The following is an 11,800-nucleotide window of genomic DNA, read 5'->3' as shown; positions in this document are numbered from 1 at the left end:
GGCTTGCAACATCAGATTCCTATTCAGCTTATTCAATTCACATTATTCAGGTGAATGTATTGTTATTTGTCTCTTCAATAACCTTTCTCATGAAGGAGATCGATGTTTTCATCAGATATCCCTAGCAGTACTGGAAGTTCTCTGTCCAGATATTGATTTGATTTCACTTGGAGACCACTTAAGACTCCGCATATCTCATTTTGCTCGCAAAGCAGTTTGTATTTCTTTGCCCCATTGAGCCTACCAAATGACGGTGCCTCCCTCATCAACGAATCCAACGATCGCGAGACTGTCGGCTGTGAGATCTTTATACCTTCCTCATTTATCTTCTTAGTAATCTGTGATTGACTCAAATACGAATTGTTGGGATTGTCAGAATTACATCCGTGGTGACTGAGAAGGAAATGAAGTAATAGCATCGTATTTTGGCCGAAGCGTTCTTTACCTGCGGGAGCTGACCGCTTTTTTTTAACTTCTGGATCGGAATGGGGCTTTGCTGTTTTTGAATTGAGTTCATGAAGTACTAGGTCTTCATCATTCTTGGCTCCGGATTTAAGAGCAAGGTACTCAGGTGAATTCAGCACCCAGAACTGTCGAAACCATCGTTCTGGTGGATTTAAAACGTCGATCAGGGCTTCATGAAAATTCTGGGCACTAAACCTCTCATTTTCTCCGGGGCCATCGAACATTCGGAGTTGGCTAACGCTTTTCAAGTGTTTCTGGACCTCACGGTTTGCGTATACTAGGCTCGAGTGTGATCTATCTTCATAGTCAAAGCATTCATTATGTCCGTAGGTTTTGAGATAATCTTCACTGAGACGTATCTCACTCCAGTAATTATCGAAGGCATCAGTCGCGATCATTTTTTACCTCTCAAAAGATTTTTTGATGTTGAACGGAACAGCGTGTGTTTTGAAACATTCGGCGTCTTGTCATTAAAATTCTTTTGAGTTGGTCAATGAATCTGGATGAAAAATCTGACCAGATCCCGCCCCTCGCCAACAGAAAGTTGAAAATAATCCTCTTGGACACCTGGTGAGCAAGATTGTGTAAGGGGTGGATATAAGGGCGAGGAGATGCTGGGTTGTTGTAAGTCTTTATTGGGATGTGGATTATGTCGGATGGTGGATTGTGGTTTAGATGTGTTGTTTGTCCTGTTCCCAGCTCTTCACCCTTTTCCGGTTGCTGACTTCAAAGCGTTCAGGAATTCTTTGAGGGATGAAGTAAGGGCTTCCATATCTTGAACCAGCTTTTCTGCTACTTCCTCAAGTTCCTCTGGCATATTTTGTGTCTTCCTGGCCAAGCTTTGGTCCTCCAATACTGGAAACTTATAGCCAGGACGGATTTTATAAGCCTTGATGTAAACAACGGTCAGAAAACGTAGCGCGTGCCGGTTGAAAACCGTAGCGCTGTCTGTGCAGGATTCGTCCTGATGTGGCTGTTTGGGGACGAATGCGTGGTCTTTTGTTATTTCGTCAGTCGCGGTTGCTTGCTTGAGCTTTTTGTGTGCCGCCGTTTGGCGTCCTGTAACCGGTAACTTTCACCAGTGGTTTCCAGGATATGGCAACGATGGGTGAGCCGGTCGAGTGTGGCCCCCGTCAGCCGTTCGCTGCCCAGGACCTCGGTCCAGTTTTCAAAGGGGAGATTGGTCGTTACGATCAGGCTGAAACGTTCGTAAGCCGTGCTGATCACGTCGAACAGCAACTCGGAGCCGAGTTTACTTGCGGGGACATATCCCAGTTCATCCAGAATCAGCAGATCGAGTTTCGCGAGCTGCTTTTTCAGGCGGGTTAACTCCCGCTGTTCGCGGGCTTCCATTAACTGGGTAATCAGTTCTGTGACCTGGTAAAAGCGGACCCGCTTTCCCTGGCCGCAGGCGGCAATCCCCAGGGCGACTGCCAGGTGCGTCTTGCCGGTGCCGGAATTGCCCACCAGCAGGATATTCTCCCGCTGCTCGATAAACTCACCCCGCATCAGTTCGCTGACCAGCAGTTTGTTGAGGCCGGGCTGGACCTGAAAATCGAACGTTTCCAGGGTCTTATACGTCGGGAACTTCGCGGCCTTCAGACGTCGTTCCGCGGCCCGGCGTTCCCGTTCAATCAGTTCCAGTTCACATAACTGTAACAGGAATCCCAGATGGTCGACATTGTCAGTGGCACAACGGGCGGCGATCTTTTCGCATTCTCTGAGGATGGTGGGCAGCCTCAGGTTCTTGAGATGGTGCTGCAGCAGCACCAGGCTTTTGGTTTGTTTTCTGGTCACGTTTAACCTCCGATTAACAGGGACTGGTAAGCAGAAACATCCGTCTGTGCCACCTGTACCAGCTTCAGGTGGGGACGGCCTTCCAGGCTGAACAGAGTCAGCGGTGACTCCTGCTGGTATTCCAGAATCAGGCGAATGGCAGAAGCGCGGGTCGCATCAATGTCCAGCGCGTATTCCACCGCACGCTTCAGTGCGGATAACGGATGGTGTTCCAGCAGGCGCAGCACCTTGATGAACTCCCGCGTGCCGTCTGACTGCAGTTCGGCTTCCAGCCGACGGCGGAGAATGCCCAGACAGACCGGCAGATCCCAGTCTTCCAGGGGGCGGGCATGATCAAAGCCTCCCGGCTTCCGTTCCAGTAAACTCAGGTAATGAATCGGGTTAAAACGGGTCTGTTCCCGTCCCCAGTCCCGCTGGTGCCGGGCGATTAACGTCTCTTCAAACAACAGCCGCACTTCGGTGATGGTGGCCACGATAGTGATCTGACGATGCGCGTATTTTGTGGGAACCGAGTAACTGTTGGTATCAAAGCGGACCAGCGACAGGGAGTCGGCGTGTGCCTGTCCCAGTCGGCAGGCTTCGAACGTCTGCTGTGGCAGGGGCCGCAGGAATTCCCGTTGTTCTTCCGCCAGCAGGCTCTGTTTGGGGGAAGCCTGTCCCCGCAACTGACGCTGCAGATCGTTCCGGCAGCATTGCACTAACTGCTCGTTCAGAGTCTCCAGGGAAGCAACCCGGGGAACGGGGACCAGGAAGTTGCTGCGGGCATAGTCCAGCAACCGCTCGACATGGCCTTTCTCATTCGGTCGTCGTACCAGACAGAAATGATCGTCAAACAGAAAGTGGCTTTTCAGACGCAGGAACTCGGTCGTTACTTTTCGCTCACGGTTCCCTACCAGACTGGCTACTGCGATTTTCGAGTTGTCATAGCTGATCCGCTGCGGTACACCGCCCAGAAATTCAAAGGCCCGCTTGTGTCCTTCCAGAAAGGCTTCCGTACATTCCCGGGGAAAGGCCTGGATAAAAATCGCGTCCGAATAAGGTAACGTCATCACAAACAGGGCGACTTTGGTCAGTGTTCCGTCCAGCCAGACATCGGCAAAGCCGAAGTCCACCTGGGCTTCGCCCGGGGGATGGCGGAGCGGCAGGAAAACCTCGCGGGACTGGGCTTTCCAGTCACGGATGGCTTCCCGGACGATCGTGATTCCACCGGAATACCCGTGTTCGTCCCGCAGACGTTCGAAGATGCGCTTCCCCGTATGGCGCTGTTTGCGATGCACGCTGCGGTCGTTCTGCAGAATCTCATGAATGATCGGCAGAAACGGCTCCAGCTTGGAAGGCCGGGGCTTAGTCAGCCGGTATCCCGGCGGCTCCGAGTAGGTCAGTATTTTTTGCAGCGTGTCCCAGTGAATACCGTACTCGTCACGAGCAGCACGTTGACTGATTTCTCCGGTCAGAACACGCCGACGGATCTCACCCCATAACTCCATATCTGTAATCACCCTTGCCCCCGCTGTTTCCGGATCAGAACTGACTCATATACTGAGAGTCTGACCCAAAACCAACAGGTGGTCATCTGGGCGCTACGTTTTTATACCGATTTGCCACTACCCGACAGGCGCTACGTTTTCTGGCCGCTGTTTACACCTTGAGTTTCTCGTCGAAGTACCAAGGAACACCAGCCATGGAGAGCGTTTGCATTAGCCGGTGAATTGTTCTCGTTGAACATTCCAGTTCTTCCGCGAGTGCCGTGGCATTCCAGCGTCCCTTACCTCCTATTAGATGGAGTACTTGCATGAGTCGAGCCAGTCGCTCACATTGGCGGACTCTTCGATCGGCATCTCTTCTTTCTGTATGTGACTTCTTTTTTGCCATGGTCCTATTTCAACACATGGCGTTGTCAGCATTGGGTCGCTGATCTCCCGGCAGTCTATGATTTTTATGGATATGATAATGTGCCTGTTTTTTCGATCTCTTTGCTACGAGCGTCTGTTTCAGGCTCATCGTCTCAGAGGATATTTTCTCTATGACACATAATGTGTGACCCACAGCTGTCAGACTATGTCGACATACTTTACCTACCCATTGGGGATGGACAGTATTCTCAGAGCTCGCATCAAGGAGCAACAAATGTTAAGACGACGACTTTCCGATGAGATGATTAATTTGCTTGTTCCTTTGATCGCCAATCTTGTTGATGATCGGGAACTCCAGTTGGAAGTTCGTGATAACTACGTTACGGTTTATTATCGTGGTGCGGCCTTACTCCGCGAGATTCGTCTGGTAGATAATCAGTTGACTGGAAAGATTCATTATAAGTATGTGCCGCTACAACGGCCTGAAGGTTCAGATTATCTCAGCATTGCAAGTGGAGAGAATGGATTGAACTTTAATGCAGCTCCCCAACCTATGCCTTTAGGCCAATTTGCCCCTGACATACTCCGTGAGTACAAGAGGATGATGAAATCCGTTTCAGGAAGTCCAGAAGCCAATATAGTGCATGGAATCGTATCTCGTCCGGAGAATCAGATCGTGGATCAGGAGCTAAAGTTCCAAGAGCCAGGTCAGCCAGAGACAGATAAGATTGATGTTTGTCATTATGACACTGGTTTGAATGCACTTGCGTTGGTAGAAGTCAAAGGCTTGCATGACTCACGACTTCGTTCACTGGATGGTGAAATGCCAGAGGTCATTGACCAGCTTCGTCGTTACCGTACTCGAATTGAGACCTCTCATGAATGCATAATAAATAGCTGTGAGTCATCAATCTCCTTGAAACGTCGTCTGGGTCTTGCCAATCGGCTAGTAGAGATTCCAGAACAAAGTCCCTTACCGCTTCTGAGAAAGCCCGTGCTCGTAATCGGTGGTTGTGGTCAAGATGATATTCAATCAATCTTAGAGGAGAACGGAGAGTGGCAAGTGCTCATGGATGGATTAGCCGAGGAAGCATCCGGTGTTATTCTTTGTAAAAATGGCTGTAACCTGAATTTACGAAACGGAGGCTATTCCCGTGTCTTCGACCCTGAAGCCTTCTGACACATCAGCTTAGCCCATTTTCAAGATATTTCGTATTCAACTCCATCCTGAATCTGTACCACATTGTCAAAGTGCTTTTTAAACTGCTCAGGCTCAAAAGTGTGGACAGGAATGATGGTTTTGGGATTCATCTTCTCAATCAGGCAGACGATATCAGCTGACAGCATGTGGCCACTGGTGTGGACTTCGTAGAGATCTCCATTCACAGACTTAAGTTTCTCTCTGACTGTCTCCCACTCCGGTTGCTCCAGATATCCATGCCAGCGTGAGTACAGGCAACGAGCTGCACCAGGGAATTGATCGCCAAAATCATCAAGCATTGAGGCTCGAAAGACCATCAGGAATTGATCCGGCTGATTGCAGATTTCTGTCATGGTGATTTCAGAATCTAGGAATCGTTCGATTTGTTTAGCCTTTCCACTTCGGGGATTAGATTCTCTGAGTGCTTGGGGGACATAGACACGAACGAGCCCATCAGGTTCTGGCTGAGGAAGTGGGAGCTCGTTTTGAAGCAGATGCATTATGAAAGCCGTATAGACATCAGCAACGAACGTACGTCCTGTCTTCTTGGCGGCCCTGATAAAACTCACGAGTCGGCTTTCGTGTTGAGGGGAGAGTGAAGCCAGAACAAGGCTCTCACAATCTTTGACAAGCTTCGTGATTTCCGCTTCGAGCTCATATTCATCATCAAGATTACCATCCGGGAATCCAAAATGGGTTCCCTCCATCAGCATGGCATCAATTGTTTTCTCCTGGAACACTTCAATGAATCGTCGGATCATACCAGGCTTACGCCCATGAAATCTGAGATCGCCTGTGTATAAAACAGACTTTCCGTCAGCCTCGATCAGATAAGCTAGACAACCATAGATAGAATGATCGACTGAATATCCAGTGATGGTAAAGTCTCCAATCCTAACCGGTTTTTCCGGTTCGATCTCTCGAAACCGTTCTTTCGGGAGTTCAACCTGTCTCGCAAACAAACTTCCAGCCAGCATCATCTTGCTGGTGCCACGACTGGCATAAACAGGAATGGACTCTTGGGAGCGATTGAGTAAACCGGTGTGATCCAGGTGAGCGTGCGATAGAAAAATGGCATTAGGGGGAGGGCCATCTCCGAATAGTCCTGGCACATTGGGGATAATACCACTTTTCTGGAGTTCTTCGGTTGAGTGTCGCCAAAAACTGGAAGTATCAAGAACGTTTCGGTCTTCGTCAAACAGAGGCATTCCTATATCAAGAATGACCCGTGAATCTGATGAGCAGACTTCGATGCAAGTGCCACCCACTTCCTTCGTCCCACGATGTACAGTGATCTTCAATCTGTTACCCCAGGTTTATCTTTTTGACAATGATCTGGCCATCATTGTTTTGTTCTAAAATCAGGCAGGGATCATCTGAATTCGAGTCCAGGAATTCAAGTTTCACTAAATGTTCTTCATCATCACAAGTCAGTCGAGCAACAACATCATATTCTCGCTCAGGTCCCCATTCACGGAACTCCCCCATGTGAACTCGGTATCCTTCATGAGTTCCTGCAAGGCGTATATTCCGGAACATTGTTTTGCTTTCATGAAGGAACCAAAGTCCCTCCCAGCCCTTCACACGAAGAAACTCAATTTGTTCAAGTGGATCTTCGTTCCAAACCTCTGAATCGGATTCAACGTTCTGGGAATTGGAATCCTTGGAGGGTATAAAATCCAACGGATCATGTTGTGGGATCCCAGTTTCCATTTGAATATTGAGAGCAATACGGGTTCGACTTTCAGCTTTCATCATCTTTGGTTCTGATTCTTTCCACTTCTCTCCTAATTCAGCTCGTTGCTCGAACCATTCATAATCATCTTTGAGCAGTTTTCCATCTCGGAGTGGATACCACCAGTCTGCCTGCCTGGCAGTGAACAATGCTGCTTTAATAGTGGATCCGAAAAAAGCTTTAGACTGATTGATCTCAACCCAGATACCCAGCTCCGCTGAACTTGGATTTTCATAAACTGCACCAAGGAATTTCTGGTCTTCTGGGAGTAATGTCTCACAGATGGTCCCAATGATTTTCTGTCTTTCTTCTTCAGTCATCTCGTTCTTCTCAGGAAAATGGAGCTTATGAAAAGCCAAGGCACGCTCTTGACCGTTCATTCCATTCGATGAAAAAGCCGATTCTGGTTTCCCTCAACTCGATGTGACCATTCTGAGACTGCTTGATAGTGTGGCCATTCCCTGGTGCCTTTCGCGACGAGCAGGTAGTCGGGATGCTTTGTCTGCTCGGCAACTCGATATAGGGGAGCGTCTCTACCACCAAAGCGAGCATTGTTTCCACCAAACCCATGGTCCTGGAGAATCAATCCGAATGGATTGATCTTTGACGTCTTCCACAGATTCCCACAGGCCCAAACAGCTTCAGCCTGGATATGTAAAAAGGCCAGGTAGTCAAACCCATGATTGCTCGATTTCCCCGGCTCCCTTCGCAGAACCGTCCAGAGTACAGACTTCAGATTTGGGTTCTGGCCATTACTGGGGTGAGTCATATCCAGGTTCAGAATCTCTTGAAATTCGACAGGGGGAATTTCTTCATGGTAGGTGGGTGAGTAACCATCGCAACGATGTGAATTGTCTGATGACAATTCCTGAATTACTTGTTTTGCTGATGTCTTCAGGTCAACATGCACAAAACAATAAGCACTCTTTGTGGAGTTGAATATTGCGATGGCTCTGCCATCAGTGCCAGATCCAGGATAGTAAACCACCCTTGATGAAAAGAACTTTTCGATTGTGTCTTTATTAAAATCTGGAGTGAGATGAATCCAGTCAGCTTGGTTAACGCGACAACCTCGTAAGAAACCAATAACTGATGTTTTGTCCCGGGTTTCACACATGAGGACTGAACTTTCACTAGAATAATATTGATGACCAACAGAGTAATAGTGCTCACCAACTTGATCTAGAATTCAGCTCCAATGATCCGGTAACCCTTGTCGTTATGCATCACGCCACGCTCAATATTTTTTGTGATGGGTTTTCCGTTACGACTATCCACTCCCGTTACTCGCATACGAACCGAAAACATTCTGTCTACTTTTACTCCAGACTTCGAATACATTTGATTCGAAGAGGTTATTTCAATGGAATTGAAACTTCCAAAGTCTACTCCTGCGATGCTTAACAATCCATTTTTCACGGATTCATCCCCACCCATAAGTCGGTCAACATATTTCTGCACGTGAGCCCTGGCTCCTTCTGGACTGGGAGATTCAGCTCCAGAAGCTTTCGCTTCACCGACAGCTTCATTCCCGACGTTTCCTTCTTTTGAGCATCCAGTAAACAACAGAAGTGAGATCATAAGTAATGTTATAAAGATGTGATTCATGTAAGTTTCTCCATGGTAAGACAGTTTGATACGCATCCAGGTATCCGACAGTCGGATACTAATAATGCCAATGTGCAGTAACCTAAGTACACTAAGCCGAGATTTCCCATATGGATCAGCCTGAAACCACTCCAGGCATGGACTTTCTTTGATTGTAACCACTGCGGTCCCCCGTGTCTAAAACAAAGTGATTTTTCGCCACTTTTGTTGTGCCTCTGTTGTTGAGATCCGGAAATTGCTGCCCGAGCGAATCATTTTTCAGTAGTCAACACGGTTTCTGCGCAGACTTTCTCTGTGAGGAACCCCGTTTTTCGCTATTTGATATACTTCCGCTTCACGTCATGCGTGACCGGCGGCGGAATTGCCAGTCGTGCAATCCGATCAAGAATTGCGGCGAACAATCTCCGTGGCACAGCCACTTCGGCCAGTTGAAAGAATACGTACTTGGCATGCCGGGTTACCTTGGCCCCAACCTTGACCAGCTTCTCCCGCAGCGTCGTCAGCGACCAGTTCTGTATAGGCTTGGGCAAGGCCAGCCGCCGCAGGAAATTGCCGAGGTTATAAGCTAAGGCGAACAGTTGCAACCGAGCTTGGTTGTCTTTGAACGTCCGGCAGGAGAGCTTCGTCCATCTGACGGCGTTCTTGCCTTCCTTGATCCACTGCTCGGCGGTGCCCCGACCGTTGTAGAACTTCACGACGTTCTTCGAGTGCTGGTTCAAGTTGGTCACGATGAATCCAACACGCGGGAACAGTTCGCCTGCGTGCCACTCAACTTTGGCCACCACGCGACGCGATCGCTGCCATGATTTTGCTTGATATTGGAAGCTGTGATAACAGACCTTGGGCTTGTGGGAAGGCCGTCCGACCGGACGGGTGAGCAAATGCGAGATTTCCCGCTCCAATACGGCGTTGGCTTTGAGGCGAATGGCGTAACGATAGTCTGCTTTCTCCAGCACACGATACAGCGCTGGAATGGCGAACGCCGCATCGCCGCGGAAGAACTTCGGAATGTCCAAATGCCGATACCGTTCGATCACCGGCAGTAGCACCTTCCGCCAGTATTTCGCGCTGGCCTTGTTGCCACGCCGCAGCATCGCGTACTCCAGATCACCATGCTGGTTGAACAGAAACAGCGGATGGTAACAGAGGCATGCAAAGTGGCCGTTGTAGGCCGCGCCCTGTTGCCGGCCGTAGGTCTCACTGACCGAGCTGTCCAGATCCAGGATGAGTTCTTTGAGCGGTCGCCGCCGGTGGAGGTTGTTGATCCAGCGTCCGGAGAGCTTCATCAGTGCCGTGAGATTGCGCTGCGTGCTGAGTATCTGCGTCTCGAAACGGCCCACCTCGCTGCTTGACGCCGCTTGTTTATCCGGCTGACTCGCCCTTCCGCCAACCACGTGGCGTAGCACCGGGTCCACACACAAGCGCTCAGCGTCATTGACATCTTCGTAGCCTGCCAGTCGGCTGTAGATCGACTGACGCAACAGCGGCACGAGTTGGTGCTGCTTGTTGCGGCCCGGGCGTGAATCGCTCAGCACATCTCCGCCCATTTCCGTCAGACCGAGCGCTGCATCCAGTTCCCGATAGGCCAGTAGTCCCGCATCGGTGGTGACCTGACTGCCGCAGAACTTCAGCTTCAATCGGCTGTCAAAACTGACCCGTAAATCCTGGTTTTGGCTGTCACCCATCAAGTTCCCCTGTCAGCATGGCATGAATTGGCAGAATAACCTTGTTTTGTAGGGGTGTGGCGCAAATTACGTGCCAAAGTGTAGGAAGTCATCTGGGAAATGCGGGCTAAGGGGTTGACAAAGGTGGGTCATTCAGAATCAGATTCTGAATGAATTTGGATTGCTTTTTCGAGAGTCTGAACTAGTAGGACTCTGAGTTCATTAGGAGCATCCACTCTCACTTTTCCTGACCAGGACAAAATCCAGTTCAAAATTTCATCAAGGCCATCAACGGTAAAACTGAGCGTCGCAGAACCATCACGATTCTGTTTCACCTCTTGAGTGTGATGCCAGACTGTTTCCGTAACGACCCTGGCAGCCTGTGGCTCAAATCTGAGCCGGATGTCGTATGAAGTATCGCCACGATAGACAGACCAAGCGTTTCCGAAATGCTCACGGAGATCAAATTGATCGGGAATCAACGCCGCTTGCTCCAGTTGTCGAGCTGTTTTGAAGCGGGCAACCCTGAAGGTTTTGGCCCTCGTTTCTCCTTCAATATGCCCTATCACATACCAGGCTTGCTTGATCAAGCAGAGGCGATAGGGGTGAATCGTCAGACGTAAAGTCTTGTCCTCGTAAGGTGAATCATACCTTCCGGTGACTTTATTCCCTTCCAGCAAAGCTGACTGCAGTGTTCGAATAATTCCATGATGTTGGCTGTGGTCTACGAGTTTGAGATCAAACACTTCAATGATTCGAGCGGCATCAGCAATGATCTGCTGTATTTCGTCATTTGATGTTGCTGCCAACTTTCGAGTAGTTGGACTGGCTCCGGGGCCTATATCAAGTCCCGAAGCATTTGTGAGGGCTGTGGCGATCACTTGGCCGATGGTTTCATCATGGGTCAGCATTAAGGTGGGAAAGCGGAAGTCTGAGCGAACCCGGTAACTTTTATCAGAAGCATCTATGTACCAGGGAACTCCAGCAAATTCCAAAACTTCGAGATCTCGTTGAATCGTTCGTGTGGAGCATCCCAGTTCGGTAGACATGGCTTTCAAGTTCCATCGGCCTCTCGATTGAATTAGATTGAGCACTCCTAATACACGAGCGATTCGTTCATTTTGTCGAACTCTGCGATCGCGATCTGGTCGACGAGGCACACTTGAATCTGGCGGCAATGATTTCTGAGACTTGTTTTTCACTGTTTTGTGCTTCTCATGAGTTGTAACTGAAACTGGTCTTCCGATGGTATTATGGAGAGCTGACAAGGGTGGGTCTCTCTAGGAGTCAGAATGAGCAGATTCGTGTATCCATGAGTGGGCGAGATCCACAACCTTTGCGAGTGTGAGTAGGTCATCGCGTCCAAAACTGGTTGTACGCTTCCAGTCGTCACCTTCTTTAACCCGCATTTCCCAGATGACTTCCTACACTTTGGCACGTAATTTGCGCCACACCCCTACAAAACAAGGTTATTCTG

The 11,800-nt window shown here is 49.3% G+C and carries 11 protein-coding genes; 1 reads left to right on the top strand and 10 read right to left on the bottom strand.

The features are described 5' to 3' along the window. Positions 1-74: 74 nt before the first annotated feature. From Enr10x_RS25565 to Enr10x_RS30700, 4 genes are all read right to left on the bottom strand, one after another. The gene (locus Enr10x_RS25565; RefSeq protein ID WP_145451811.1) at positions 75-863 is read right to left on the bottom strand and encodes an arginine repressor; all 789 of its coding nucleotides are present in this window, start codon (positions 861-863) and stop codon (positions 75-77) included. A 604-nt stretch (positions 864-1,467) separates the two neighbouring features. Then, positions 1,468-2,262 carry an IS21-like element helper ATPase IstB gene (gene istB / locus Enr10x_RS25560; protein WP_145447830.1) on the bottom strand — a complete coding sequence of 265 codons (795 nt, stop codon included), beginning with the start codon at positions 2,260-2,262 and terminating at the stop codon, positions 1,468-1,470. Between the two features lie 2 nt (positions 2,263-2,264). Beyond that, a complete protein-coding gene (istA, locus tag Enr10x_RS25555; protein ID WP_145447831.1) occupies positions 2,265-3,749 on the bottom strand; it encodes an IS21 family transposase in 1,485 nt (494 codons plus the stop codon). Positions 3,750-3,900: 151 nt separating this feature from the next. Continuing rightward, entirely contained in the window at positions 3,901-4,056 is a 156-nt protein-coding gene (locus tag Enr10x_RS30700) for an HTH domain-containing protein (protein ID WP_390621331.1), read from the bottom strand. Between the two features lie 333 nt (positions 4,057-4,389). Here Enr10x_RS30700 and Enr10x_RS25545 point away from each other — a divergent pair, with 333 nt between their 5' ends. Further along, the gene (locus Enr10x_RS25545; RefSeq protein WP_145451809.1) at positions 4,390-5,295 is read left to right on the top strand and encodes a hypothetical protein; all 906 of its coding nucleotides are present in this window, start codon (positions 4,390-4,392) and stop codon (positions 5,293-5,295) included. Between the two features lie 20 nt (positions 5,296-5,315). Here the strand turns inward: Enr10x_RS25545 and Enr10x_RS25540 are convergent, their stop codons facing one another. The 6 genes from Enr10x_RS25540 to Enr10x_RS25515 all read right to left on the bottom strand — a co-directional run bounded on the left by Enr10x_RS25540 (position 5,316) and on the right by Enr10x_RS25515 (position 11,417). After that, positions 5,316-6,524 carry an MBL fold metallo-hydrolase gene (locus Enr10x_RS25540; protein WP_145451808.1) on the bottom strand — a complete coding sequence of 403 codons (1,209 nt, stop codon included), beginning with the start codon at positions 6,522-6,524 and terminating at the stop codon, positions 5,316-5,318. Between the two features lie 97 nt (positions 6,525-6,621). Beyond that, positions 6,622-7,371 carry a hypothetical protein gene (locus Enr10x_RS25535; RefSeq protein ID WP_145451807.1) on the bottom strand — a complete coding sequence of 250 codons (750 nt, stop codon included), beginning with the start codon at positions 7,369-7,371 and terminating at the stop codon, positions 6,622-6,624. 56 nt (positions 7,372-7,427) lie between these two features. Further along, entirely contained in the window at positions 7,428-8,168 is a 741-nt protein-coding gene (locus Enr10x_RS25530) for a hypothetical protein (RefSeq protein ID WP_145451806.1), read from the bottom strand. Positions 8,169-8,233: 65 nt separating this feature from the next. After that, complete coding sequence (locus tag Enr10x_RS25525; RefSeq protein ID WP_145451805.1) at positions 8,234-8,659, bottom strand: hypothetical protein; 426 nt, start codon at positions 8,657-8,659, stop codon at positions 8,234-8,236. Positions 8,660-8,973: 314 nt separating this feature from the next. After that, positions 8,974-10,344, bottom strand: coding sequence for an IS1380 family transposase (locus Enr10x_RS25520; protein ID WP_145104163.1), 1,371 nt, complete (start codon positions 10,342-10,344; stop codon positions 8,974-8,976). Positions 10,345-10,472: 128 nt separating this feature from the next. Next, positions 10,473-11,417 (bottom strand): helix-turn-helix transcriptional regulator, encoded by a 945-nt coding sequence (locus Enr10x_RS25515; protein ID WP_261343277.1) that lies wholly within the window; start codon positions 11,415-11,417, stop codon positions 10,473-10,475. Between the last annotated feature and the right edge of the window lie 383 nt (positions 11,418-11,800).

The organism is Gimesia panareensis (assembly GCF_007748155.1).
Lineage (GTDB): Bacteria > Planctomycetota > Planctomycetia > Planctomycetales > Planctomycetaceae > Gimesia > Gimesia panareensis.
This window is presented reverse-complemented; position numbering and strand designations above follow the sequence as displayed.

Excerpts from the sequence above, each read along its gene's own strand:
- Enr10x_RS25540 (WP_145451808.1), bottom strand. The coding sequence starts at position 6,524 with ATGCCTCTGTTTGACGAAGACCGAAACGTTCTTGATACTTCCAGTTTT.
- istA (WP_145447831.1), bottom strand. The coding sequence starts at position 3,749 with ATGGAGTTATGGGGTGAGATCCGTCGGCGTGTTCTGACCGGAGAAATC.
- Enr10x_RS30700 (WP_390621331.1), bottom strand. The coding sequence starts at position 4,056 with ATGCAAGTACTCCATCTAATAGGAGGTAAGGGACGCTGGAATGCCACG.
- Enr10x_RS25565 (WP_145451811.1), bottom strand. The coding sequence starts at position 863 with ATGATCGCGACTGATGCCTTCGATAATTACTGGAGTGAGATACGTCTC.
- Enr10x_RS25530 (WP_145451806.1), bottom strand. The coding sequence starts at position 8,168 with ATGTGTGAAACCCGGGACAAAACATCAGTTATTGGTTTCTTACGAGGT.
- Enr10x_RS25520 (WP_145104163.1), bottom strand. The coding sequence starts at position 10,344 with ATGGGTGACAGCCAAAACCAGGATTTACGGGTCAGTTTTGACAGCCGA.
- Enr10x_RS25525 (WP_145451805.1), bottom strand. The coding sequence starts at position 8,659 with ATGAATCACATCTTTATAACATTACTTATGATCTCACTTCTGTTGTTT.
- Enr10x_RS25535 (WP_145451807.1), bottom strand. The coding sequence starts at position 7,371 with ATGACTGAAGAAGAAAGACAGAAAATCATTGGGACCATCTGTGAGACA.
- Enr10x_RS25545 (WP_145451809.1), top strand. The coding sequence starts at position 4,390 with ATGTTAAGACGACGACTTTCCGATGAGATGATTAATTTGCTTGTTCCT.